Below are 23,481 nucleotides of genomic sequence, written 5' to 3'. Positions count from 1 at the left end.
AACGCGTTTCAGCCCAACACTCTCGGCAAGAATTGTAATTTGACTGAACGGCCGTGATTGAATTTGCTTGGAGTCCTGACCGCCCCTAATTGCCTGCTTTGGCTGATCAAAAGGGTATGAACCTTCGTAATTTTTCATTGCGCCTTCCCGCCTTTCCAACGCGTCGGCGCTGGGATCGACGCCCCGCGCCGCTCATCTTGAGACCGTTCCCGCTCACGCCTGCGTTTCGTCGAACGGGCGCCAGAGCGCGCCGATCGCCGCGCCGAGGATGCAGAGCGTCATCATATAGTAAAATGGAGCCGAGACGAGTTCCTGCCCGCCGACGAGCGCCGCCATGGCCAGCGGCGCCGTTCCGCCGAAAATCGCATAGGCGCTGTTATAGGACAGCGCGAAGCCGGTGAAGCGCACCTCCGGCGGAAAGCTGCGGACGATGATATAGGGGCCGAGGGTGATCGCGCCGATCGAGAAACCGCCCAGCGCATAGAGGTTCAGGACGTGCGCCTCCGCGTCCCCCAGCGCGAGCCCCAAAACGGCCATGACGGCGAACATGAGGCCGCTGCCGATCATGAAGGTCTTGCCGCCGCCGACGATGTCGGCTGCCCAGCCGGCGAAGACGCCGCCGAGCGTTAGCAGAAAGACCCCCCAGCAATTGGCGGTGAAGACATCGGCCGCAGGATAATTCCATTGTGTCTGGAAGTAGGTCGGAAGGTAGAGGAAATAAGTGACGAAGACGCCGGCGAAAACCCAGATGGCGGCCATCGAGACCAGGACTTTGCGCCCATGGCTCGCAAGCACGATCGAGAGCGGCGGCCGGGACTCGGTTTCACGCCGCGCGCGCAAAGCTTCGAAGACGGGCGTTTCCCGCAAATATCGGCGCAGATGCACGGAGATCAGGCCGAACGCTCCGCCGATCAGGAATGGAATTCGCCATCCCCAGGCGACGAGCTCTTCCGGGCTTAGCGCCGACGTCGCGACCCTGGATGTGAGCGCGCCGAGCAGAATGCCCAGGCAGAGTCCGCCCATCAGCAGCCCGCAGGCGAGGCCAACGCGATTCTCTCGCACATGCTCCGCGCAGAAAATCCATGCGCCGGGCACTTCTCCGCCGACCGACAGGCCTTGCAGCATCCGGCAGGCAAGGAAGAGAAGAGGGGCGACGATCCCGGCCGTCTCGTAGTTCGGCAGCAAGCCGATGAGTAGCGTGGGCAGCGCCATCAGAAACAGGCCGAAGGTGAACATTTTCTTTCGGCCGAGGCGATCGCCGAAATGCGCGAGGATCACGCCGCCGAACGGGCGGACGACATAGCCGGCCGCGAAGACGCAAAACACCTGGAGTTGGGCGAGCCAGTCCGGCGTGTCGCGGGGGAAGAACACGGCGGCGAGCGTCGTGGTGAAGAAGGCCGCGATGATGAAGTCGTAAAATTCAAGCGCGCCCCCGAGCGAGGCCAGGCCGAGCGTCTTGATGTCGTCGCGCGAAAGTCCGGCTCGCGCGGGGAAGGCGTTCGAGCCCGCTGATATGGATCGCATTATAGCATTCTCTCTCCGTTGGCGGCGCGACGCGACGTCGGCTTCCGGGCGGTCGCCGAAAGCGCCGTTTCACGAACGAAGCGCCCGTCAATGCTTCGTCGCGGTCACTAGCATGTCGACGTCTTCGCTGTAGATCAACCGCACGTCGGCGAATCCGAGCGAGTGCAGCGTCGACAGAGTCGGCGTGCGATACATGATGTGATCGGGCGACTCGTCGCTGAGCAAATGCACGATCCAGTCCTGAAGCAGATCGAGGCGGTTCACTCTCGCGAAAGCGTCGAACCAGCGCCGGACCTCGGCCTGCGGCGATCCGGTTCTTCTATAATCTCATAACCTCGCCATTTCAGTTCGGCGAACAGCGTGGATTTTCCGCCGCCGGGGCATCCGGAAATGACGGCGAACCGATCCATTCCGCCTCCTTTCATTGAACGGGATCGACATCAAAGCATAGAGCCCCTCTCTCGAAAATCCGGTTTCGAATGAAGACGGTGGTGAGAACAGCTTCCTGCGTCGATCGCCATTGCGAAATGTGAGAATGATCGGGAGGAGGCCGGACGGTCATGCCGCCCGGCGAGGCCTTGCAACCGGCGAACCGGTCATGACGACGCGGCTTCCGCATCCGCCTTGCGCCGAGACCGGTTTTAGCGCGTCGCCCCGCCGATCCCGAGCGCCTTGGCGAGACTGGAGCCGAGCGGCGAACCGAGCCCGCAGCAGGCGCTCCAGGGCTTCCCGGCCGGGAACGAGATGTTTGAACCGGGCGGCCCGTTGTCGCCGTCGGTGATCGGCGTGCAGCAGGACGCGCCGCCGAGCTACAGGTCATAGAGCAGCGGGTTAAGGTAGCCGATCGGCTGTCCGCCATTTTCCTCTATGAACAGCGCCATCAGGGCCGCCCACATCGGCGCAGCGGCGCTCGTGCCATAGCCAACATCGTAGCGGCTGTCGCCGGCGGCGTTGCTGGCCACGTCCGGCAGGCCGCGGCCCGATGTCTGCCTCTCATTGAGCGGCGCCGGCAGCGTGACCGCCTGCTGGAAATCGGGCACCGGAAACAACATGCTGATGCCGCCTCCGGTCGCGCGCTTCTGCCCGATCGCGGTCATCTCGTTCCACGCCACTTCGCCTTTCAGGATGCGCCGGTCGTCCTGCTGCGTGAGCACGAGTTCGGTCCCGCCGCAGGCGAGGCAGAACGGCGAGGACGCCGGAAACGCGCAGTTCCGCGTGTAGGCACCGCCGTGATCGACGTTGCCAGGCGCCCCGAAATCGCCGGAGGCGACGCACACGGTGACGCCGAGCAGGCCGGCTAAAGCGAACAGGAAATCGACGCTCAGCGCCGTCTGCCTGGACCATGTCGATTCCGGTCCGCCGAGGCTGATCGACATGACGTCGCAGGGATGCGTCTCGTTCGTGAGCGCCACGATCAGGGCGTCCACCCACGGATCAGACGAGTAGCCGTATTCCTGCGCGACGCCGTAGACCACGAGCGTCACCCCGGGCGCAACCGCTCCGGTGAGCTTGAGATCCATCATTGTTTCGCCGTCAGGTTTCAGCGACTCTGGGCCGTCCTGCGCGTTGGGCGGCCCCCACTCCGGCGAAACGACGATGGTCACGGGGCCGACGCCCAGCTTCGCGTAGTAGGCCTCGATCTTGGCCAGATCGACTCTGAGGTCCTGCTCGATGAAAGCGACGGTGACGCCCTTTGTCACGCTGCATTTAAACGGCAGAATCTGCATTCATATATATCAATAGCTTAGCCTTGCGCTTAATTTGATAATTTGTATGATATTTGATAATAAGACGGCGCTTGCTGCACCTTATTTGATAATTGGGCAGCCACACATGCGCCGGTTTGGTAAGGCTCAATGTCTGATCCGTTCCCCGACGATGTGAACCCGGAGGACTGGGAAGAAGCGCGCCGCCGCGCGGACGCGATACGCGAATTTGTGCGCCGGCGACCAAATCGATCGACCGTCGAAGAGATTTTGGAGCTTGCGACCGTACTCGGCGTGAGCCAGGCCACGGCTTATCGATTGGTCCGGCTCTTTCGAAAGGGAGGAGCCGTCTCCGCACTAGTCGATCGTAAGCGCGGACGGCGGAAGGATCATCACACGCTGGACAAGGAGCGGGATGGAATTATCCGCGCGACAATTTCGCGCTTCTATCTCAAGCCAACACGACCGCCCTTCTCGCGACTGGTTCGCGAAGTGCAGACCAAATGCTTGGCTGCCGGTTTTAAGGCGCCGAATTGGCGCACGATCAAAAATCGTTTAGAAAGTATCGACCTTCAACGGCGAGCGAAGCGACGTGGAGAAACGTCGATCGTCAAGGCGACAACGCCGACGCCCGGAGAGCTGGGCGCGTCTCAGCCTTTGGAACTTGTCCAGGTTGATCACACCAGAGCGGACATCATCGTCGTCGATGAAGAAACGCGCGAGCCAATCGGCCGTCCGTGGCTGACGCTCGCGATTGACGTGTTCAGTCGCATGGTGACGGGCTTCTATCTGACAATGGACGCTCCCTCTCGTTTGTCCGTGAGTCTTTGTCTGCTTCATTCGGTTTTCGACAAATCGGCATGGCTGAAGGATCGGGAGATCGACGAACTATGGCCGGTTGCGGGGCTGCCGGCAGTGCTGCATGTCGATAACGGCCCCGAATTTCGCAGCCGCGCCTTTATCCGCGGCTGTGAAGACGCCGGAATGAATATTCAGTGGAGGCCATGCCGCACGCCGCACTATGGCGGACATATCGAACGCCTAATCGGAACGCAGATGGGCGCCGTTCACCTCCTGCCCGGCTCGACATCCAGCAATATCGCAGAGCGTGGCGAGTATGATCCGAAGCTAAACGCGGCCCTGACCCTGCGTGAAGTCGAGCGGTACATTGCCCTCGAAATCGTCGGTTCGTACCATCAATCGATTCATAGCAGTTTGTGTCGTCCGCCAATCGCTGTATGGCGAGAACGCGAGGGAGACATTCCGCTCCGCTTACCTCACGATCGGATGCGCTTCTGGTTGACCTTTTTGCCTGAAGAGGAACGCACATTGCGCCCGGACGGGATCCATCTGTTCAATTTGCGTTACTGGTCCTCGGCGCTCAGCGCCGATGTCGGCAGAACCAAGCGACGGCTCCTGGTAAAATATGATCCCCGCGACATGTCGCGAATCTTCATTCGGCGACCCTCCGGCAATTTTATCGAGGCTCGCTATGCCGATGTAACCTTGCCGTCAGTGACGCTGCGCGAGGCGTTGACGGCGCGGCGCGCCCTACTGGCGCAAGGACGCCGCGAAGTCGATATGCGCTCGATTATCCGCACCGCGATGGCTCAGCGAGAACTTGTTGACGACGCGAAAAGGAAGACGAATGCGTCTCGACGCGGAAAGGCCGCCGGTTCAAAATCCAAGGGAGATCGCAACGGCTGGGGCTCGCTGCGCGGCGTCGATTCCAGACAGCCAGTGCCCTTTGTTGAAGACTCGGACTGAACGGATGCTGACATGAACGATGTAAGCTCCCATCTGACGCCTGCCGCCGCCGCACTTCTCTCGGAATCCGATGAACGTCGCATCCGCGCAATAAAGTCGCGCCGTTGGGTTCTGTATCCGCGGGCCAAACAGGCCCTCGACCGTTTGGGGCTCCTGCTCAACCATCCTCGGGGAACGAGGATGCCATCCGTTGCGATTTATGGCGACAGCGGCATGGGCAAAACCATGATCATGAAGCGATTCCGTGACGAACACCCGCCGGGTTTCAATGCGGTCACGGGCGCGCTCCGAACGCCTGTACTCGCGATGGAGATGACCAGTCGACCGGGAGAACGCCGCTTCTATGCTGAACTGCTCACGCTCCTCGGCGCGCCACAGCGCCCCCGTGCAGACATTGCGCAGATGGAGCAGTCTGCATTGCGGATCATGGAGGCGATCGGCGTTCAGGTGCTCGTTATCGACGAAGTCCATAATATTCTCGCGGGCTCCTATCGGGAACAGAGGGTCGTGCTCAACACCCTTCGATTCCTGAGCAATCGCCTCCAAATCTCGCTCGTCTGCTTTGGCGTCAACGAAGCGCGTGAAGCGATCAGCGGGGATGTTCAACTCGCCCGCCGTTTTGAACAGTTCACGTTGAACCGTTGGGCGGCGGATGAACAATTTGAAGCGCTCGTCGCGTCCATTCTGCGCAACACGCCCTTACGCAATCCTTCCGTGCTCAGCCCGAAATCATTGCGTTGGATGCTTCAAGTGACCGAGGGCATCACGGCAAACATCTTCCATCTGATCAACAATCTCGCCGTGGAGGCGGTTGAAACTGGAAGAGAGCAAATCTGCGACGAAGCCATCGAGAGTTGGCAGCCAGAACTCGATATGGAAGCGGCGTTCGCGTGACGCCCAAGCTTCCTCATTGCGACCAGCTGCCGGTCGTGCTTCCACCGCTGACATATGAGCTTTTGTCGTCATGGATCTGTCGGCATGCGGTATTTTATGGCGTTCAGCCTGTCACCATGCTTCGGCATTGTCTGTCTGATGCGTCGTCGATGCGCGAGATCGATTTCCGACGGACGACCAAACAAGCCGCGTGCATAGCTCACGTGTTCAGAACGGACGCGACCGTTGTTCGGCAAATGAGTTTTGCAAATTTATGCCCAGATTCGCATCGATGGATCGCCGCGAAGCCAATGCAGTTCTGTGCGAATTGCCGGCACCAAGCAAATTCGAAGGGTCCAGAGCCTGTAAGCCGAAGCCAACTTCTCGGATGGCGCATCACGTGCTCGCAATGCGGTTCTCCACTCAGCGACAATGAAGGTAATGCGGTCGCGTCTCCTATCAACTCCAATTGGAACGAAGCGCTCAATGGCCAACGTCTGATTGACGACGAAGCGCAGCATGGCGTTCAAAGCTGGGCGCCGCCAATGGAATTGGCGCGTCTCCTGCTGATGCGACGCGACCCAAGAACAAGTAATGCCGCGCCCAATGGCAATCCCAGACTTCTTGGAGCCGTTCTTCCGGAAATCGACGCCGTTCTCGCAAATAGCCGGATCGTTCTTCCCTCCCCCGCCAAACCAATCCTGCCGCTTATGCTGCGCCCGGCGCTGCTTGCCGCTGTCGCGATCCTTGAACGTCAGGGCCCATTCATGCTGGCGCGGCTCGAAGAGAGAATGATCGACCAGAACCGCTCCCGCTTTCGCGAACTGGCCGCGACCATGCTCTGCATTCCACCCGAGCCCGTGGAATTATCATACTTGCAGCATATTTGATAAATTTGGTCCAGGAGATTCTCACATTTGCTGCAGCAACGGGCGTGAACCGGCGCATTATTGCAATTAAGTGCAACGTGACACCCAGCTCCCGTTGCGAATTAGGGGCGTTGCGGAAGACGAGGGGCTCCTAACCTTGGGCAAATTGCCCGGTTGGCGTCGTGCGTCATGCCCAACCCGCGATGGGGAGGAGCGGCTACGATCGCGAGCGGAGCCGTTGTTCGAGCAAAGTTTCGGATCTGTTCTGGCGAGACCTCAAGGAAGAAAACGATGTGTCTTTATTGTCTGCAGTCCTTCGCGCCGAACCCTGCCGACCCCAATGGTCTTTCAAGGCGTGAGATGCTGCGATGCGCCGCAGTTCTCGGGGCGTCGTTGCCTTTTGCCGCCAGCCCTTCAAACAAGGCCTTTGCGGCGGAGCAGAGTGGTTCGTTGTCGGAAGGCTTCAATAAGAGCGTCACGGACCTGATCGCGAGGGCGAGATCGCCCGAACTCGCTGCCTACCACCTGTTCGAAATAAACGGGCCCGACCTACCTTGGATTGATCTCGGCCTCGAGGCCGCAAAGGGACAGCAAGTCACGTTTCTCCTCACAGGCCGCATGTGGATCGCGCGCCAATTCGACCTCTGGTTCCCTCCCGGTCTGGTTTTCCACGCGCGCACCCGTGGGAAACGACCGATCTATAGCCCGGGAACGGACACGGGCACGATGACCGCCGCCCACGACGGTCCGCTCGAGATGGCCCGCGCCGCCGCGCAATTTTCCAACGAAGACGGGAAGCTCTGGACGCCTCAGGACGAGTATCGCAAGCAGGAGGCGACAATTATCGGCGTTGCGCTTGTTTGGAAAGGCGACGCCGCCACCGGCCTCGCCAGTCTCGCGGCGCAGGGTGACGTGGACGGTCTCGTCGCCGCCGAAATTGCGCGGCTGAAGCGTGGGCGCAAGCTCCCAGAGGGCTGGTCGAACTATTTCAGTCTAGGTGGCGGCGCCGAAGTCTTCTCCCGCGCCGAGAACGGCGACATTGTCTGCGAGAGCGTTGGCCTCGCCTCCATCATCGAACGTCCTTTGTCGCTTCCGTTCTCAGCGGGGCCGAAACTCGGATGGCGCTGGAAGATCGACGAACTCCCTTCGGCCGTCGCCGAGGATCAGGCGCCCTTCCACGATTATCTCTCTATCGGCGTGAAATTCGAGGACGGGCAGGACCTCACCTATATCTGGAGCGCGGCGCTGCCGACCGGCAAGGTATTTCGTTGCCCGCTGGCGGGTTGGAGCCAGATCGAAACACATATGATCGTTGACTCAGGCCCCAAGGGGCTCGGCTCCTGGCGAACATTCCAGCGCGACATTGCCGCGGATTACGCGGCTCATATTGGCGGGCCGGCGACAGGCATCAGCCATATTTGGCTGCTGGCGGTCACGCCCTTCCAGCGCCGACGCGGCGCATGCCGTTACGCCGACATCGGCGTCGTCACAGAGGATGGCGCGGCGCTCAAATTGTAATCTACTCCTGTCGTCGCGAGCGCCTTGCGCCCAGTTTTTGTAGATGACGAGCACAATCGTTGTCGCAAGCCGAGGATCCGCGCCGGCCCTTCTGCAACGGGCCTCCGAGGACGCTGCCCGATCGAATGAAAAAAAGGCCGCCGGTCACCCAGCGGCCAAGTCAAGGGAGGAAACGCCCAAGGAGGGCTGCGCAACGAGGGAACGCTGCACCGCAACATGGTATTGCTGCGACGCATCAAAAGCAAGGCCATTGCGGTAGATATAATATTATCAATAGGTTGTCACGATTCTCGGTGAGGCGGAATTTGTCCGTCGCCTTCAGTTTGGGCGGCACGGGTCGCACGTCTGTTGGGTCTCGCGATGATCTATCTCGCCTCCGCCAAATCCGGACCTTTTACACGTCAACAATCTCCATCTTGGTGGCGTCGACAAAGGCGAGCACGTCCGATCGTTCTCGATCGGCGAGTTCGAATTTGAATAATGTCGCTTTGAGGTGCGTCATAAAGGCCTCCCAGTCGAGTTCGGTGACGCCCATACCCTTGTGCGAGGTCTTTAGGCTCCGTCCGGCATAATGGAGCGGTCCGCCAGCCGACGAACAGAGAAAGTCGACCAGCAACTGCTTTTCCCTGAGGACGCCGTCTTCGCCTCGATTTCGCCAGAAGCGAGCCAGTCGCTCGTCGGCCTTGAGGCGTCCCAACAGATCTTCCACGACGACGACAATCGCGTCATAGCCGCCCAATCTCTCGTAAAGTGTTTTCGTCATTGTTCGGACTCGCAGGTGTAAAGGGCTATGGGGCTCATTTCATGTCGGCGCTTAGAAAAGGCCCTTGTCGATTGCATGCCGGACGAGGGCATAGGCGATCCACAAAAACCCGACGGAGGTCACAAAGAAACTGAGCGCCGTGTAGGCCCGCCAGATTTTCTTATCCCAGAAATTCGGGTCGAAGGCGGCGATCGTGAATACTGTTGGATTGGAGAATCCGCCAATCGCAAGACACCAACAGGCTATGATGGGGAGTTCGACTCCGGAGCCATAAAATCCTACGCCGAAGAGCGCCATTAGAGCATAGTCGACGTGGGCCCTGATCATGGTTTTATAGTCGATGATGAAGGCGTCAACCGCCTTGATTGGGAACCACTTTGCGAGAGTCATGAGCCAAGCGGTCACGATTAGGGCGACGATGCATGCGGCTGAGCCTATGAGCAGTATTTCCACTTAATCCTTCTCCTCGATTTCCGGTTGGACCGCACGGGATATGTCGCCATTCGACGGTCGGGCGCTTCGGCGTTTAGCCTCGAGCCGATTGGGCAATTTGCCCGATATTGCAGTCGTGAGGTCGCCGTCGATTGCGCGAGGCAGCGGACTTGAATATTCCTTAATCGCGCAGAGAGTTCCTTCTTGAGCACGGAGAGCAAAATGCCATTGATCGTACGCTTGATCCTGAGATTGACGTGCGTCGTCGTATTTTGCCTCTCGATCACGGCGGCGTGGGTCATGGTCGACGCCCATCGCACGATTGATTTTGAAACAAATGCGTCCGCCGAGCGTGTGGTGCATGGCTTGGAAAATCTGTTCTGGCGGGAAATCTTGTGGCGGCGGACGCTGCGCGATGACAGGCTCCTATTGCCACCCACGGAATGGGAGACCTTGGACACGCTGAAACTCATCGCGCCTGGCGTCTGCATCACACTGTATTCTGGGAACGCCGAGGAGCCGCATACGCTTTGCAGCCAGATCGAAGGCGTTGGCGCTCCAGCGCCGCCTTGGTTCTCGACTGCCTTCAATCGTCTCTTTGGGCCGCAAGCGTCCGTCGCTCTTCGGGTGTCGAGCCGAGAGCGGCACGCCATCGTCACTGCAAGGGCGGAGCCCTCGGCAGCCGTTCGCCAAGCCTGGCGCCAGATTACAGTCGTGTTGACGGTTGCCGTTTCCATGGCGATCGGGATTTGTCTCCTTGCCGCGTTTGTCATTTTCCATGCTCTTGCGCCGACCGGGCGCATCGTCGACGGGCTCCGACATCTCGAGAGCGGCAACTATCGGCACCGGATTGCGGCGTACGGCGAACGTGAATTCGGCCTGATCGCGCGAGCGGTCAATGACCTCGCCGAACGTCTCGCCCAAACGACGACGGAGCGGATGGCGCTGACCAAGCGCCTGTTCGAGGTACAGGAAGAGGAGCGCCGCGCCCTCGCACGCGATCTGCACGACGAGTTCGGTCAGTGCCTTACCGCGACTGTCGCTTTCGCGGCGGCGATCGAGACCGGCGCCGAGGAGCGTCAAGACCTCGCCGAAGATGCGCGGGCGATCGCGCGAACGGCGAAGCGCATGATGGCGACATTGCGCCAAGCGCTCGCCCGACTGCGTTCGCAGGATCTAGAAGAACTGGGGCTCGAAGGCAGCCTCGTTCAACTGGTCTCGGTCTGGAACGCCCAAAGCGCGTCGAAAGCGGTTGTCCACCTTGATCTCATGGGTGACCTCGACTCGGTCCCTCAAGCGATCTCAACGAGCGTCTATCGAATTGCGCAAGAATGCGTGACGAATGCGATCCGTCACGGCGATCCACGTGAGGTGTATCTGCGGATAGAGCGGCTGCCGTCTAATGACGGCGTCGTCGCCATGACAGTCGAGGATGACGGCGGCGGCGATCCCTCGCGGGTTTGCAATTCAACTGGACACGGCATTTTGGGCGTCCGTGAACGCGTCGCGGCCTTTGGCGGAAAGCTCTCGATAGGTCGCGCCGCCAACGGCGTGAAGATCGCGGCGCAAATCCCGCTCCGCGGATTGATCGCTTCTGTTACCCCGGAGGTTGCGGCCGCATGAGCGATATCACCATCTTACTCGTCGACGACCATCCAATCGTCCGGGAAGGCTATAGACGGCTCTTGGAGCGACAGCCAGGTTATCGGATGGTCGCTGAAGCAAGTGACGCGGCGTCCGCCTACGAAGCCTACAAGTCCGTGTCGCCTGATGTCGTGATTATGGATCTATCGCTCCCAGGCGCCAGCGGTCTTGAGGCCGTTCGCCACATAAGACAATGGGATAAGCGCGCCCACATTCTTGTCTTCACGATGCATGGCGGCGCAGCGTTCGCATTGAAAGCGTTTGAAGTCGGCGCGTCCGGATATGTAACTAAGAGCAGCGACGCTTCCGAATTGATCCGCGCCGTTGCGCTCGTCGCGAAAGGCGGCCGAGCGTTGAGCGACGATATCGCGCGAGAGATCGCTGCTAAGCGCCTGGCGCAACCACAATCATTGACGGACGAACTCGGGCCTCGCGAGACGGAAATCTTGCGTCTCGTGGCGCTAGGCAAGACAACGGACGAAATCGCCGAGCTGCTTCGGCTCAGCCCAAAGACGATTCAGAATTATCATTATCAGATCAAGTCGAAAGTCGGCGCGCCAACCGACGCTCATCTCGTATGGATCGCCATTGGCGCCGGTCTGGTCAACGCCGAGAGCCTCGATCTGAAGAGCCCGATAACTGCGAATCGTTAGATCGCTCGACTGCCTCGAAACCGCTGAGAGGCTGGTGAGGCTTTCAAAGATAGGAGGGATACACACACGCCGGCGCACAGCGGCTTCGACGACCGGGTTTTGGTTGCAAGCGGATAAGGCGCATCCACCCTTTAAGGGTCTCCCCCGCGGCATGCATTTCCAAAATGCGCCTCTCCACAATTCGGCCCGTCAGGAAGTGGCGGATTGCGTTGTTCCGCGCCGGAATGTCGACCACAAGACGCTGATCGCCGCGCCGCCGAAACCGTAGGTCGCCAACGGAAGACTGATCATCAGATAGATGCGAAACAGCAAAGGGAGGGCTCCTTCGGCGGGACCCGGCGAATCCAGGACTGGGAAGATCGCCTGTAGGAGAAAGAGGCTCGAATTCGTGAAGGCGCCGACAACCATGGCCCAGCGGATCGACCAATGCAAAGGAACGCGCGCGCCGTAGAAGCCTAAAATCAGGGCGCTCATCAAGAGGTAATCGATGTGCGACTGCACCAGCCTCGACTGCTTGCCGGCAAATAGCGCCTTCAGGAACGGGACACCGAAATTCAGCCCGACGAGGCAAAAGGCGAGGAGGAGCGCGACAAGCAGCCATAAGGCGGCTCCCCTCAAGAGCAGAACATTGGTCTCTTCAGTGGTTCGTGTTGGCATTCCTGGATGTCCTTCGCCGGAGTCGGGATCATTTGGAGGATAGACGATGCGGGCCGGCTCCGCTCGATCGAGGCGGAACGAGAATTTGACCGTGACGGATCTCCACGCGTTTTTAGCAATCCGGAACGCGCTGAGGGGAATTGCACAATCGCTGAAGGGACGCGCATGTCCAATCCGATCAATCTCTCGACTGAGCACCTTCCTGTCGGACAGCGCCGCGAATGGTTGCGCGAAGTGATCGGCCGAGAATACGCCAATGTCGAAATCACGCCGCCGACAGTTGGGCGCCTGTTCAATGAAATGACGATCCATCCCTGGGGGAATCTTCGCCTTTCGTCGATCCGCTCGAACGCCATTACGATCGAACGCCTGCCGAGAGAGCCGGACAAGATCAGCCAGGACGCTTATTTCGCGGTCGTCCTCCTTTCAGGCGACTATTCGCTGCAGCAAGATGGGCGCGAGGTGGTTCTGCGTCCCGGCGATATGACAATCTATGACGCCACCCGGCCACATCGCATCTTCTGCCCGGGGCGCTTTTCCAAACTGATACTCTCCATTCCGCGTTCGGGACTAAGGGAGAGGATCGTCGGGGTCGAGCATTGTTCCGCTCTGCGTATTCCCGGAGATCGTGGCGCGGGCGCGGTGACCGCCGCCTTTTTGACCGCCTGCGCGGAGCAGGCGGGAGACTTGTCTGCGGCCCAAGTCGCCGCACTCTCGGAAAATTGTCTCGACCTACTGGCAATATCGCTGTCGACGGTGAGACCGGCCGCGGCCGCCGCTTCGCGCGGACGCCCGGCGGCGCTTGCACGCATCAAGAGTTTCGTGGAACGGAACCTGGTCGATCCCAATCTCGACCCCGAAATGGTCGCCACAGGCGTCGGGATGTCAACGCGCTATATCAACGACATTCTTTCGGACGACGGCGCCTCACTGATGCGGTATGTCTTGGGACGCCGATTGGAAGAATGCCGGCGGGACCTTGCGGCTCCGGCCGGTACCGAAATCCAGATCACCGACGTCGCGTTTCGGTGGGGGTTCAATGACCTCTCGCATTTTAGCCGGAGCTTTAAAGAAAAGTTTGGCTGCTCGCCGCGCGACTACAAGAATTTGAACCTTGATCTTACTTATCGTGTTTCGAAGTGAGTGAAGTTCAGCGCCGCTCTGGCGGAGCGATCGGTCGCCCAGATTGCCGAACTCAGGTCGAAAATTGTCTTCGCACGTTTTTTGCGTCGCCGATGGATTGGCGTGGCTGGTCTCGCGATGTCACGGCGCGTTTTGGTCCCGAATTCTCGCATGGCGTGGAGAACTGGCGACCAGGACGCTTGTGGGCGAGACACGTAACGGAGCCCGGTTAAGAGCGACGCACGAGCGATAGAAACCTAGGCTCTGGTGCAAACTGTAGAGACGGCGATGCGATGTAGGATTCGTCATAGCGCTGGGATCAGGCAGCGAGCACCGCGTTCCAGATGGTTCTGGCGCGAACGGCGTGAGCGGGACATAATCCCTGCATGGTGGCAAAGGACGTTGGGGCAATGGGCGATGCCGAGCGTGGACGATCTTTTCAAAGGACGCCATTTCGACCGCGAAATCATAGTTCTCTGCGTGCGCTGGTATCTGCGATACAAGCTCAGCTTCCGAGATCTCGTGGAAATGATGGCGGAGCGCGGCTTGTCCCTGGCCCACACGACCATCATGCGCTGGGTTCAGCGCTACGTTCCGGAGTTCGAAAAGCGGTGGAACCGTTTCGCGCGCCAAGTCGGCGGATCGTGGCGCGTCGATGAGACCTACGTCAAGATCAAGGGACGCTGGGTCTATCTCTACCGCGCCGTCGACAAGGCGGGGAAAACGGTGGATTTTTTGCTGCGCGCCAAGCGAGACGTCGCCGCCGCCAAAGCGTTTTTCCGTCGTGCGTTCGCGCGCCACGGACGGCCGCCGGGCAAAATCACGCTCGACGGATATCAGGCGTCACATCGGGCGGCGCGCGAACTTCTCACACAGCATCGAGCCGGCGGCGTACGGACTCGAATTCGATCTTCGAAATACCTGAATAATCTCATTGAACAGGACCACCGATCCATCAAGCTTCGTTTGGGGCCTATGCTCGGGTTCAAGCGATTCCGACATGCGGCGATCACGATCGCCGGCGTCGAACTCATGCATCGCATCAGGAAGGGTCAATTCGCACTGAGCAAATTTAGAGCCGTGGGGACAACCGCGCCCGAAATCTGGAGTGCGGTGCTCGCTGCCTGATCGTAACGAAATGCCAGCCACATCGCGTCGCTATCCGCAAAGATTGCACCACAACCACAATCCGCACATTTTCGGGGGCAGCGATTTGCTTGCCATCGAGACCCTTGCCGAGCGTCGCCACGCCACGTACCGGCATATTCGCCAGCGCCGCGAGCGTCGCGGCGAGCGCCGCCTCCTGGCCCTGATAGGTCGTGCTAAAGGACACGACGACGAGCGGGCGCGCATCGACGCCGTCGGGCGATTCCGGAATGGCTTGGGCCCATGCCGGTTCCTCGAGGATTGGGCCGACGTATCGGATGAAGTCGGGGAGCGACGCGACCGGGAAATCGAAAGCGGGGGAGGTGGCGAGAAGTAGGCGATCCGGCCGCATCTGGTCTAGGGTGCGCGACAGCGGCGTCAGACCGAAACGCGCGCGCGCCGCGTTGAGCGTGGGAAGAAAGGCGTCGAACATGGCGTCGACCTGCTGCGCGACGTCGTCCTGCATTTGCCGCTCCGTCTCGTTCGTCGCCGGGGTGAGGCCAGGGCCGAAAGGGGGATGGCCCGGCAGCCGCAGCAGGCTGACATTGGCGGCGAGGAGTGCGCTCGGCAGATTGAGCGCTTCCGCCGCGATCATGCCGCCGAAGAGAAGATCAGACCCGATAATGACATCGGTCTTCTCGGTGCGCGCCGCCTCGACGACGTCCTCGGCGTGAAGGAGTGAGGGGCCGAGAAAAATTGCTTGTGCCCACGCCAGGAAGGCCGAGACGGGATCCGGCGCCTCCCAGTCTCGGGCAAAGCAGCTTTGCGGCGAGGCGTCCAGGCGATTGGGCGCCCGGCGCCAGGGCAGGGTCCTGGCGCCGGCGCGGCGCATCTCCGCCAGCATGGAATCGTCGCCGAGAACGCGCACACGATGGCCGCGTTCGACGAGCGAGCGCACTGCGCCCACCGTCGGCGGCACATTGCCGCCGCCCTCCCATCCGAGAACGAGCGCGTCAAGCCTCTTTGGCGCTGGCGTGGCGATCATTTTCACTCTCTCCTATGCCTGCAAAAGCCTGTCGATCATCGATGCGATCAGGCGGGTCGTTTCGGAAGCGGATTTTTTCTGCGTCTTGCGCAGGAGAAACCATGTCCAGACGTCCGTCGCGACGAGGATTTGCGAAATACGATCCTTGCGCTCGGCTCGGTCCAAGCCCTGCAGCAACGGGCCAAACGTCGTTTCGACCCATTTTCTGTGTCCGGCTCGGCCGGTTTCGAGCGTCGGCTCGATGTCGGCGATGCGTCCTTCCAGAGCGAGCAGTCTGATCACCATATCGCCCGTCGTCTCGTAATCCGAGACAAGGACTCGAGCCGCCTCCTGCACGCTTCCGCTCGCCGCCGAGGCGCGATGCGCCTCGATCTCCTCGCCGACGCGTTGTGTGAAGGCCGTCAACACGCCGCTCTTGTTTCCAAAGCGGCGAATGATCGTCTGCCGCGTGGTGCCCGCGGCGGCGGCCACGTCGTCGAGCGTGATCTCGTCATAGAAGCGTTCGCTCAACAAGTCGCGAAACGCCGAGACGATGGCGTTTCCCATGTCCTGCGCTGCCGCCGCGCGCGCAAGCTGGCGATATGGTCTTTTCGCGGGCTCAGCTTTATTCATATTACGGGGCGTAACATGAAATAGAGGCGGGCGTCAATGTGGGGCCGCAATCTTTTTCGGCGCTCCTCATCCGAGGAGCGCCGCGCTAACTGTCGCGGATGGAGCGGCCTCTGCCTGGTTCGGGCAGGCAGCTTATCAACCCAGCCAGCGAGATCGCGCAGTGGCAGTCGAACACTTGCACGCGCCCACGCCCGATCGGGCGACCCCGCCGCGATCGCAGGTTATATGGGCAAAGGCGAGACCTTCGACGATGCAATCGTCGCGTCCTTCGCCATGTTCTATCCCGAGCGGACGTTCACCGATTACGCCGCTTTATTAAGGGCGCGCGACGCCAGCTTTGTCGGCGGCCGGCGCCCCGCTGATTAGGGCTCTAGACAAAAAGAAGGCCCGAATTGGTTCGGGCCAAGTCTGGGGAGGAAGAGTGTGAGTTGCTTTTTAGGCCAGTCGCTCGACAAGGACGGATTTGCCGTGCTGCCGGACCTTGAACCTCATGCCATGGCGCTGACCAAACATCTGGGCGGCGCTGCGGATATTCGCGAGTGAGACGCCAAAGTAACGCCATGCGTCATATTGAATTCGCCGAAACCGTATTTGTTGCGCTTGTCAGTGTGCTCGATAGTAAGCCGTGTGCCTTTCTCCTTTGGGTAGGGCTTGAGGACGGGACGGCTGACACGGGGCTGGCTCAGCGAGTTTCTCAGTGTTTCGCTGTGGAGCGCGCGGCTAATCTGCTAAATGATGATCTTGCGATCTTAAGAACACGTATCGGGGATTCGGTGTTCCTGCTCCGCGCCAGGAGCTATCTTTCGCCGCGATCCGCACTCGCTATTCAGCAAGCTTCCGACTTTTGGCGAAGGCGGTCCCCTTTTCTCGACGCCATTGGGCGGGTGGGCGACCTAGTTGAGCCTTGAACGCCCGGCTAAACGCCGGGACGCTCTCGTATCCGACGCGCTCGGCGATACGATCAAGCGGCGACTCTGTCTCGCGTAGAAGGCGACAGGCGACGTTCAGGTGCCATCGGCCGACATAGGCCATGACGCTTTCCCCCATGGTCTCCCGGAACCGAGCCGCGAAGCGGGAGGGAGACAACGCAACCCGCGCCGCCGGCGCTTCTACGCTCCAATCTGCACCGGGATCGGCGTGCACGTGGCGCACCACCTCTGAAATCTTTGGGTCCCCCAGCCCTCGAAACCAGTCCGCGTCCCGAGTGCGCTGGCTGTGCTGAAACGAACGAATCGCCTCGGCGCAGAGCACTTCCAGAAGGCGCTGGGCGGTAAAGCCGTTACGGGAACGCCGCCCGCGCTCCGCCGCCAGCATCGCCGCAGCGCCGGCCAGCGCCGGGCTGGCCTCGGCCCCGCCCGCGGGGACTTTGAGCGCGGGCGGCAGGGCGCCCAACAGCGGGTTGAGCGGAGCCGCTCGCAAGACGAAGGCGCCGCAGATTAGCTCTGTCGCCCCCGGCTCGTCCTTTGGCGCCCCAATCCGGTTGTTGTCGCTTAAGATCGTTTCCAACGCCGTCGACTGTGCGGCGTCGCCATTGGAGAGGCAATGCGCCGACCCGCCCGGCAGCAGCAAGAGATCGGGCGCCTCCACCCGGCCTATTGTCTCGCCCTCCCGCGACAGATCGAAGCCGCCTCGGCCGGTCAGATGAAACGGCAAAACCCGCATATCCGGCCCGACGCCGAGGAGGCGGCGAAGCCTCGATTCTGTAGGCACGTCGACGGCCCAGGGCGGTTTGTAAGCCTCGTGAACCAGCACCGAGCCGGAGATGCGTAGATCATCCAAGGCGTCGTCCAACGGATCCGCGAGGCGCATGACAGTCGTTCCGATCAAGAAAACGAGTGGCGCAATCATAGATAAGATTGCCGCGGGGGCGTAGCTCTTTTCTCCATCATAGCCGGCGCGGCTGGTCGCGCCTGGAGGAGCCAAATGACTAGTCAGACCCCTGAATTGACCTATGTCGCGCTGTCCGCAGCCTTAGCGGGCTTACTGTGGATTCCAATTGTCCTTAACCGCTTCTACGAGATCGGCGTGTGGGCGACGCTAAAAAACCCACAGCGTGGCGCGCAGCCGCACGCCGATTGGGCCTATCGGCTGGCGAGCGCCCACCGTAACGCCGTCGAGATCCTCGTCGTGTTCGCGCCACTGGCGCTTGCCGTCCATGCGCTCGGCATCGGTGCGCCGACGACGGCGCTCGCCTGTGCGCTGTATTTCTGGAGCCGGGTTGCACATGCGGTCGTCTATGCGTTCGGCGCGCCGATCCTGCGCACCATTGCCTTCCTGATCGGGTTCGGCGCGCAGGCGGCGTTGCTTCTGCACATCGTCGGCTGGGCCTAGATTGAATTAAGATGCTGCTGCGTTACTAGTACCCACTATCGCTGATTGGTGAGTCATGATTCAGGGCTGCATGAGCAGCCAATTGAAAGCGACGCCGATTGAATTGACGGATGAAGAGCGGATCGAGCTCGAGGGTTTGGCGCGCTCGACCCGAACGGAGCATCGTACGCGTCTGAAGGCGCAAATCGTGCTTATGGCGGCCGAGGGCGCTGCTACCCGGGCGATTGGTCGCGCGCTCGGATGCACGACCGGTACGGCGTCGAAATGGCGCGTGCGCTATGCCGAGCATCGCCTTGCCGGTTTTTCGGAAGTCGGCGAACGCGGCGCGGCGCCTAAATACGACGAGGAAACCGACCGGCGCATCCTGGCCTTGCTCAATCGCAAACCGCCGGAAGGCTACGCCAACTGGACTGGACCGCTCGTCGCCAAAGCGCTCGGCGACGTCAATGTCCAATATGTCTGGCGCTTCCTGCGCACGCACAAGATCGACCTGTCAGGCCGCAAGTCGTGGTGCGTCAGCAACGACCCTGAGTTCGCGGCCAAGGCCGCTGAGATCGTCGGGCTCTACATGGCGCCACCCGAGAACGCCATCGTGCTCGCCGTGGACGAAAAACCATCAATCCAGGCACTGGAGCGCTCGCAGGGTCATTTGAAGCTGCCGAACGGACGCGCCCTGATGGGTCAGTCGCACGATTACAAAAGAAATGGAACGACGACGCTTTTCGCGGCGCTCGATCTCAAGAGTGGCAAGGTCGTCGGCAAACATTACAAGCGCCGTCGTCGCGTCGAGTTCCTTAACTTCATGAACAAGGTCGTCGCCACCTATCCTGACAAGGAAATCCATGTCGTTCTGGATAACCTCTCCACCCACAAGCCCAGGCGCGACATGTGGCTCAAGCGCCACAAAAACGTGCATTTCCACTTTACGCCGACGCACGCCTCTCGGCTCAACCAAGTCGAAATCCGGTTCTCGATTCTCTCCGGCAAGTCGCTGAACGGCACCTCGTTCCAAAGCGTCCCCGAACTTATCGCCCATATCGAGGCGTTCATCGCAAGCTACAATGGAACCGCAAGGCCGTTCGTCTGGACCAAAAGCGAAGTCCATCAAAAACGCCTCAAACCGTGTTTCGCGGAACAGTGATTCTGAGCACTAGCCCAGAAGCCGCGGCCGCTTTCCTCTGCTGCATATGGCCATTAGTCCTTCACGAAAACACGACAGCAACCGCGATTGTCCATGCGGACGCCGCGAAGCCGATCGTTGTCGCCACACAACTCGAGATGATCGCGGCAAACAACGCCGCGGGGGCAGCCACTTTGAAATCCGGCCGTACCGCATGGACGTGGAACGCGAAGGGGTTGAAAAAGGCGCCGACACACGCCGCTATAATGAGTCAGTCCGCTGGCGCTGCGCCGGTGAGCCGACACAGTCCATAGAAGATGAAAAGAAGCAACGCCATCATCAGATAGTCGATATGCGAGCGGATGAGGTCCGCCCGGTTGGGGATAAGCCGCTGGAGCGTCTCGCCGGTCGGCGCGAGCAGCGCGACGAGCAACCACGCTTCGATTAACGCCATTGAAAGGCAAAGAGCGCCAGAAACCGCGAAGTGTGTTTCGGCGTGCAATTTTGGCTCTGACGCAAACTTGATGCAGCCTTTTATCATTCAGCTCCGACAAGTCGCGCTTCAAGAAGGTCGAGTTTCGCGCGCCCGTACATCTGGCGCTTGATCAGCTTCAGCCTGGTGATCTGGCCCTCCGTCTGGCCATTGGACCAGATGTTGGTGATCGCCGCCGCGACAGCGGCGCGGTCTTTGACGACGCCGTTTGCAAAGGAAGCAAGGAGACCGGTCCTCGCGCGGTCGATCCAAGCGTCGAGTTCGTCCCCGGCTTTCTTCCGGATCATGCTATAGAATTCCGCGACCGCACCGCGTGCTTCGACAAGCGGGGGATGCCATCCTCAATCGTGGCGATTGTCGGAGTCTCCGCCTTCGATAAAGCGTCGCGGCCGGTCGTCATCAGACGCGCGATCGTTCTGGCCGAGGGCGTGCGGCGCAGGCCCGCCTCGTCCATCTTTTCGGCGCGGCGTCGCCTACAGGCCCATTCGGAAACGACGCGCACGATCCCCGAAAGCCGGAGGCCCGCAGGCGCCGCCACAGGTCAGCGCCATTGCGATTTCCCACCGCCCATTGCGCGTCGAGCCAGGACAGATGCGGCTCGAGTGAACTCTCTCGCGCGCGGAAAATATCCGAGTGCTGGCCGCACGGGATTTTTCGAACAAGCCCGCGACTGTGGCCGGCCTCCCTCACAATCTCCTTGATGGTCGCCCCGCGCTTGGCTCGGGCGGCAATGTCGGCGTTGATCTCTTCGCGGCGGAGATAGCCCTCGTATTGAAGCCGCTCCGCGGCGGTCAGCAGCGCAGGATTGACATGCGCCGCGCCGAGCGCGGACCGTATCTGGCGCATCGATTTGCGCACGGCGCCGAGGAAGGCGGCGCTGGCGTTCTCCATGAGATGCCAGGATCGGCGACCTGGAGTGCATGGGGAAGCGCCTTGCTGGCGGCGAGGGCAAACCCGCCACCGCGGTCTCGGGCGACAATAGCGATTTGCTGCTGTTCTGCGAGCCACGCCTGGGCGGTCGCCGGCTCCCGGTCGGGAAGGAGCTTGATCGGGCGACGGCGCTCGAGGTCGCAAATAATCGCCCCATAGCGTTGGTTGCGCTTCCAGGTCCAATCATCAATCCCGATGACGTTTGACGCTGGCGGCGATGGTCGGCCATAGCGGCGCACCACCCGCAACAGCGTGTCGTTGCTGACCGGCATCATAAGGCGCCGCGCCAGGCCCGCCGCCGGTCGGCCACCGAGTGCGAGAGCCAGATGATGGACGAGAACGTCGAGGCGCGCGGTTCTACGAGCGTGGGGCGCAAGAATGTCGTCACCGAACCTTTCCGTGAAAATGCTTCGGCGACACGACGTCGTCATGCAACGGAAGCGCCGAGTCGTCAGGGACATGTGGACCACGCGTCCGGCAAGCGGCAAATCCGCGAGCCGTCGCTGATAACGGCTGTGAACGTGCGCCGAAATCGCACCGCAAACCGGGCATTGTCCTCGCGAGGCAACCGCCCGCGCTTCGATAATCGTCTTCATCCCGTCGATCGAAACCCTGTCGACTCGGAGCCCCGTCGGAACGATCGCAGAAGGGCACAGCAGAGATATCGTCATTGCGCTGATTCCCAAGTGAAACCAGCGCCAGTCGGCGCCTCGACTGCATCAAAACTGATGGTGTGGAACGGCCCTTGAGCCAACCTCCGACGGGCGTAGCATCGAAGCCGGAGTGATTCAAAAGGTTGAAGGAGCCACAGCATGACTACGAGCCAACCGATAACGACGATCGGACTCGATCTCGCCAAGTCAGTCTTTCAGGTCCATGCCATCGATGAAACCGGGCAGGTTATTCAGCGTAGAACGATACGTCGGTCACAGGTGCTGAAGTTCTTCCAATCGCTGCCGCCGTGTCTCGTTGGTATGGAGGCTTGCGCCAGTGCGCACCATTGGGCGCGCGAGCTTGAACTGCTCGGCCATCGCGTTCGGATCATGCCGCCTGCCTACGTCAAGCCATACGTAAAGCGCAACAAGACGGACGCCGCTGACGCGGAGGCAATTTGTGAAGCCGTCACACGTCCGACAATGCGGTTCGTGCCGATCAAGTCCGCAGAACAACAAGCAGACGGGATGGTCATCAAAACACGCAACCTATTGATTAAACAGCGAAGCCAAAGCGCCAATGCGTTACGCGCTCACATGGCCGAGTTGGGGATTGTCGCGGCGACCGGAATGGCGAGCATCGCCAAGCTGATCGAGCGCCTTCGCGACCTTGCAGAAAGCAGCATACCGGCCGCGGCGCGCCTCGCGCTCGACGAATTGGCCGGTCAGATCGAAATGCTGACAAAACGCATCGAGGCTCTCGATCGCGAGATCATGATTGCCGTCAAAAATGACCCTGAGGCAAAGCGTCTGACGAGCATTCCCGGCGTCGGCCCGATGATCGCCGCCACGGTGAAGCCATTGTGCCCGGTTGTGGTGCAATCTTTGCGGATAGCGACGCGATGTGGCTGGCATTTCGTTACGATCAGGCAGCGAGCACCGCACTCCAGATTTCGGGCGCGGTTGTCCCCACGGCTCTAAATTTGCTCAGTGCGAATTGACCCTTCCTGATGCGATGCATGAGTTCGACGCCGGCGATCGTGATCGCCGCATGTCGGAATCGCTTGAACCCGAGCATAGGCCCCAAACGAAGCTTGATGGATCGGTGGTCCTGTTCAATGAGATTATTCAGGTATTTCGAAGATCGAATTCGAGTCCGTACGCCGCCGGCTCGATGCTGTGTGAGAAGTTCGCGCGCCGCCCGATGTGACGCCTGATATCCGTCGAGCGTGATTTTGCCCGGCGGCCGTCCGTGGCGCGCGAACGCACGACGGAAAAACGCTTTGGCGGCGGCGACGTCTCGCTTGGCGCGCAGCAAAAAATCCACCGTTTTCCCCGCCTTGTCGACGGCGCGGTAGAGATAGACCCAGCGTCCCTTGATCTTGACGTAGGTCTCATCGACGCGCCACGATCCGCCGACTTGGCGCGCGAAACGGTTCCACCGCTTTTCGAACTCCGGAACGTAGCGCTGAACCCAGCGCATGATGGTCGTGTGGGCCAGGGACAAGCCGCGCTCCGCCATCATTTCCACGAGATCTCGGAAGCTGAGCTTGTATCGCAGATACCAGCGCACGCAGAGAACTATGATTTCGCGGTCGAAATGGCGTCCTTTGAAAAGATCGTCCACGCTCGGCATCGCCCATTGCCCCAACGTCCTTTGCCACCATGCAGGGATTATGTCCC

23 protein-coding genes and 2 pseudogenes are annotated in these 23,481 nt (G+C 60.6%); 12 read left to right on the top strand and 13 right to left on the bottom strand.

The window, feature by feature from the left end; genetic code table 11:
- Positions 1-213: 213 nt before the first annotated feature.
- The 4 genes from MMG94_RS21290 to MMG94_RS21275 form a co-directional block, all read right to left on the bottom strand.
- Entirely contained in the window at positions 214-1,524 is a 1,311-nt protein-coding gene (locus MMG94_RS21290) for an MFS transporter (protein ID WP_016921456.1), read from the bottom strand.
- 87 nt (positions 1,525-1,611) lie between these two features.
- Positions 1,612-1,788 carry a hypothetical protein gene (locus MMG94_RS21285; RefSeq protein WP_016921457.1) on the bottom strand — a complete coding sequence of 59 codons (177 nt, stop codon included), beginning with the start codon at positions 1,786-1,788 and terminating at the stop codon, positions 1,612-1,614.
- The gene (locus MMG94_RS21280) at positions 1,785-1,934 is read right to left on the bottom strand and encodes an AAA family ATPase (RefSeq protein ID WP_016921458.1); all 150 of its coding nucleotides are present in this window, start codon (positions 1,932-1,934) and stop codon (positions 1,785-1,787) included. Before MMG94_RS21280 ends, MMG94_RS21285 begins: the two co-directional genes overlap by 4 nt.
- A gap of 399 nt (positions 1,935-2,333) precedes the next feature.
- A complete protein-coding gene (locus tag MMG94_RS21275) occupies positions 2,334-3,251 on the bottom strand; it encodes a S53 family peptidase (RefSeq protein ID WP_154420486.1) in 918 nt (305 codons plus the stop codon).
- A gap of 249 nt (positions 3,252-3,500) precedes the next feature.
- Here MMG94_RS21275 and MMG94_RS21270 point away from each other — a divergent pair, with 249 nt between their 5' ends.
- From MMG94_RS21270 to MMG94_RS21255, 4 genes are all read left to right on the top strand, one after another.
- Positions 3,501-4,997: a Mu transposase C-terminal domain-containing protein gene (locus MMG94_RS21270; RefSeq protein ID WP_338037875.1), complete on the top strand. Its 1,497-nt coding sequence runs from the start codon at positions 3,501-3,503 to the stop codon at positions 4,995-4,997.
- Positions 4,998-5,009: 12 nt separating this feature from the next.
- A complete protein-coding gene (locus MMG94_RS21265) occupies positions 5,010-5,891 on the top strand; it encodes a TniB family NTP-binding protein (RefSeq protein ID WP_016922186.1) in 882 nt (293 codons plus the stop codon).
- Positions 5,888-6,760, top strand: coding sequence for a TniQ family protein (locus tag MMG94_RS21260; protein ID WP_195840190.1), 873 nt, complete (start codon positions 5,888-5,890; stop codon positions 6,758-6,760). Before MMG94_RS21265 ends, MMG94_RS21260 begins: the two co-directional genes overlap by 4 nt.
- A gap of 429 nt (positions 6,761-7,189) precedes the next feature.
- Positions 7,190-8,257 carry a DUF3047 domain-containing protein gene (locus tag MMG94_RS21255; protein WP_016922142.1) on the top strand — a complete coding sequence of 356 codons (1,068 nt, stop codon included), beginning with the start codon at positions 7,190-7,192 and terminating at the stop codon, positions 8,255-8,257.
- A 394-nt stretch (positions 8,258-8,651) separates the two neighbouring features.
- On the opposite strand, the gene MMG94_RS21250 is transcribed toward MMG94_RS21255, so the two are convergent.
- The gene (locus MMG94_RS21250; protein WP_016922141.1) at positions 8,652-9,020 is read right to left on the bottom strand and encodes a group I truncated hemoglobin; all 369 of its coding nucleotides are present in this window, start codon (positions 9,018-9,020) and stop codon (positions 8,652-8,654) included.
- A gap of 51 nt (positions 9,021-9,071) precedes the next feature.
- Positions 9,072-9,473, bottom strand: a complete 402-nt coding sequence (locus MMG94_RS21245; RefSeq protein WP_026016555.1) for a hypothetical protein — start codon at positions 9,471-9,473, stop codon at positions 9,072-9,074.
- 201 nt (positions 9,474-9,674) lie between these two features.
- Here MMG94_RS21245 and MMG94_RS21240 point away from each other — a divergent pair, with 201 nt between their 5' ends.
- Together MMG94_RS21240 and MMG94_RS21235 are read left to right on the top strand one after the other, a co-directional pair.
- Complete coding sequence (locus MMG94_RS21240; protein ID WP_016922139.1) at positions 9,675-11,075, top strand: sensor histidine kinase; 1,401 nt, start codon at positions 9,675-9,677, stop codon at positions 11,073-11,075.
- Entirely contained in the window at positions 11,072-11,749 is a 678-nt protein-coding gene (locus MMG94_RS21235) for a response regulator (RefSeq protein WP_040579681.1), read from the top strand. The genes MMG94_RS21240 and MMG94_RS21235 overlap by 4 nt, the downstream gene beginning before the upstream one ends.
- A gap of 189 nt (positions 11,750-11,938) precedes the next feature.
- Here MMG94_RS21235 and MMG94_RS22250 read toward each other — a convergent pair whose 3' ends face one another.
- Positions 11,939-12,406, bottom strand: a complete 468-nt coding sequence (locus MMG94_RS22250; RefSeq protein ID WP_016922136.1) for a hypothetical protein — start codon at positions 12,404-12,406, stop codon at positions 11,939-11,941.
- Between the two features lie 165 nt (positions 12,407-12,571).
- Between MMG94_RS22250 and MMG94_RS21225 the strand changes: the two genes are divergently transcribed.
- Both MMG94_RS21225 and MMG94_RS21220 read left to right on the top strand, forming a co-directional pair.
- A complete protein-coding gene (locus MMG94_RS21225; RefSeq protein ID WP_016922135.1) occupies positions 12,572-13,549 on the top strand; it encodes an AraC-like ligand-binding domain-containing protein in 978 nt (325 codons plus the stop codon).
- A 396-nt stretch (positions 13,550-13,945) separates the two neighbouring features.
- Positions 13,946-14,656 (top strand): IS6 family transposase, encoded by a 711-nt coding sequence (locus MMG94_RS21220; RefSeq protein WP_040579702.1) that lies wholly within the window; start codon positions 13,946-13,948, stop codon positions 14,654-14,656.
- On the opposite strand, the gene MMG94_RS21215 is transcribed toward MMG94_RS21220, so the two are convergent.
- Together MMG94_RS21215 and MMG94_RS21210 are read right to left on the bottom strand one after the other, a co-directional pair.
- The gene (locus tag MMG94_RS21215) at positions 14,601-15,659 is read right to left on the bottom strand and encodes a glycosyltransferase family protein (protein ID WP_154420488.1); all 1,059 of its coding nucleotides are present in this window, start codon (positions 15,657-15,659) and stop codon (positions 14,601-14,603) included. The genes MMG94_RS21220 and MMG94_RS21215 overlap by 56 nt on opposite strands.
- Before the next feature lie 12 nt (positions 15,660-15,671).
- A complete protein-coding gene (locus MMG94_RS21210) occupies positions 15,672-16,205 on the bottom strand; it encodes a TetR/AcrR family transcriptional regulator (protein WP_244415545.1) in 534 nt (177 codons plus the stop codon).
- A gap of 291 nt (positions 16,206-16,496) precedes the next feature.
- Here MMG94_RS21210 and MMG94_RS21205 point away from each other — a divergent pair, with 291 nt between their 5' ends.
- Entirely contained in the window at positions 16,497-16,637 is a 141-nt protein-coding gene (locus MMG94_RS21205; RefSeq protein ID WP_016922132.1) for a hypothetical protein, read from the top strand.
- Between the two features lie 456 nt (positions 16,638-17,093).
- On the opposite strand, the gene MMG94_RS21200 is transcribed toward MMG94_RS21205, so the two are convergent.
- Positions 17,094-18,080 (bottom strand): AraC family transcriptional regulator, encoded by a 987-nt coding sequence (locus MMG94_RS21200; protein ID WP_162129688.1) that lies wholly within the window; start codon positions 18,078-18,080, stop codon positions 17,094-17,096.
- Positions 18,081-18,194: 114 nt separating this feature from the next.
- On the opposite strand from MMG94_RS21200, the gene MMG94_RS21195 reads away from it, so the two are divergent.
- Positions 18,195-18,602: an MAPEG family protein gene (locus MMG94_RS21195; protein ID WP_016922130.1), complete on the top strand. Its 408-nt coding sequence runs from the start codon at positions 18,195-18,197 to the stop codon at positions 18,600-18,602.
- A 70-nt stretch (positions 18,603-18,672) separates the two neighbouring features.
- Entirely contained in the window at positions 18,673-19,743 is a 1,071-nt protein-coding gene (locus MMG94_RS21190) for an IS630 family transposase (protein ID WP_154420494.1), read from the top strand.
- 250 nt (positions 19,744-19,993) lie between these two features.
- Here MMG94_RS21190 and MMG94_RS21185 read toward each other — a convergent pair whose 3' ends face one another.
- Both MMG94_RS21185 and MMG94_RS21180 read right to left on the bottom strand, forming a co-directional pair.
- Positions 19,994-20,176 (bottom strand): hypothetical protein, encoded by a 183-nt coding sequence (locus MMG94_RS21185; RefSeq protein WP_016922128.1) that lies wholly within the window; start codon positions 20,174-20,176, stop codon positions 19,994-19,996.
- Positions 20,177-20,259: 83 nt separating this feature from the next.
- Positions 20,260-21,816 (bottom strand): annotated as a pseudogene (locus MMG94_RS21180) (ISL3 family transposase).
- 141 nt (positions 21,817-21,957) lie between these two features.
- On the opposite strand from MMG94_RS21180, the pseudogene MMG94_RS21175 reads away from it, so the two are divergent.
- Positions 21,958-22,656, top strand: a pseudogene (locus tag MMG94_RS21175) (IS110 family RNA-guided transposase); the annotation flags it as partial.
- A gap of 67 nt (positions 22,657-22,723) precedes the next feature.
- Here MMG94_RS21175 and MMG94_RS21170 read toward each other — a convergent pair.
- Positions 22,724-23,434 carry an IS6 family transposase gene (locus MMG94_RS21170; RefSeq protein ID WP_040579702.1) on the bottom strand — a complete coding sequence of 237 codons (711 nt, stop codon included), beginning with the start codon at positions 23,432-23,434 and terminating at the stop codon, positions 22,724-22,726.
- Between the last annotated feature and the right edge of the window lie 47 nt (positions 23,435-23,481).

Origin of the sequence: Methylocystis parvus OBBP (assembly GCF_027571405.1) — a bacterium.
Lineage (GTDB): Bacteria > Pseudomonadota > Alphaproteobacteria > Rhizobiales > Beijerinckiaceae > Methylocystis > Methylocystis parva.
This window is presented reverse-complemented; position numbering and strand designations above follow the sequence as displayed.

Bases quoted from the DNA above. Each gene is read 5' to 3' on its own strand.
- MMG94_RS21290 (WP_016921456.1), bottom strand. From the start codon at position 1,524: ATGCGATCCATATCAGCGGGCTCGAACGCCTTCCCCGCGCGAGCCGGA.
- MMG94_RS21280 (WP_016921458.1), bottom strand. From the start codon at position 1,934: ATGGATCGGTTCGCCGTCATTTCCGGATGCCCCGGCGGCGGAAAATCC.
- MMG94_RS21275 (WP_154420486.1), bottom strand. From the start codon at position 3,251: ATGCAGATTCTGCCGTTTAAATGCAGCGTGACAAAGGGCGTCACCGTC.
- MMG94_RS21265 (WP_016922186.1), top strand. From the start codon at position 5,010: ATGAACGATGTAAGCTCCCATCTGACGCCTGCCGCCGCCGCACTTCTC.
- MMG94_RS21250 (WP_016922141.1), bottom strand. From the start codon at position 9,020: ATGACGAAAACACTTTACGAGAGATTGGGCGGCTATGACGCGATTGTC.
- MMG94_RS21240 (WP_016922139.1), top strand. From the start codon at position 9,675: ATGCCATTGATCGTACGCTTGATCCTGAGATTGACGTGCGTCGTCGTA.
- MMG94_RS21235 (WP_040579681.1), top strand. From the start codon at position 11,072: ATGAGCGATATCACCATCTTACTCGTCGACGACCATCCAATCGTCCGG.
- MMG94_RS22250 (WP_016922136.1), bottom strand. From the start codon at position 12,406: ATGCCAACACGAACCACTGAAGAGACCAATGTTCTGCTCTTGAGGGGA.
- MMG94_RS21225 (WP_016922135.1), top strand. From the start codon at position 12,572: ATGTCCAATCCGATCAATCTCTCGACTGAGCACCTTCCTGTCGGACAG.
- MMG94_RS21220 (WP_040579702.1), top strand. From the start codon at position 13,946: ATGCCGAGCGTGGACGATCTTTTCAAAGGACGCCATTTCGACCGCGAA.
- MMG94_RS21215 (WP_154420488.1), bottom strand. From the start codon at position 15,659: ATGATCGCCACGCCAGCGCCAAAGAGGCTTGACGCGCTCGTTCTCGGA.
- MMG94_RS21210 (WP_244415545.1), bottom strand. From the start codon at position 16,205: ATGGGAAACGCCATCGTCTCGGCGTTTCGCGACTTGTTGAGCGAACGC.
- MMG94_RS21205 (WP_016922132.1), top strand. From the start codon at position 16,497: ATGGGCAAAGGCGAGACCTTCGACGATGCAATCGTCGCGTCCTTCGCC.
- MMG94_RS21200 (WP_162129688.1), bottom strand. From the start codon at position 18,080: ATGCGCCTCGCGGATCCGTTGGACGACGCCTTGGATGATCTACGCATC.
- MMG94_RS21195 (WP_016922130.1), top strand. From the start codon at position 18,195: ATGACTAGTCAGACCCCTGAATTGACCTATGTCGCGCTGTCCGCAGCC.
- MMG94_RS21190 (WP_154420494.1), top strand. From the start codon at position 18,673: ATGAGCAGCCAATTGAAAGCGACGCCGATTGAATTGACGGATGAAGAG.
- MMG94_RS21185 (WP_016922128.1), bottom strand. From the start codon at position 20,176: ATGGCGTTAATCGAAGCGTGGTTGCTCGTCGCGCTGCTCGCGCCGACC.
- MMG94_RS21170 (WP_040579702.1), bottom strand. From the start codon at position 23,434: ATGCCGAGCGTGGACGATCTTTTCAAAGGACGCCATTTCGACCGCGAA.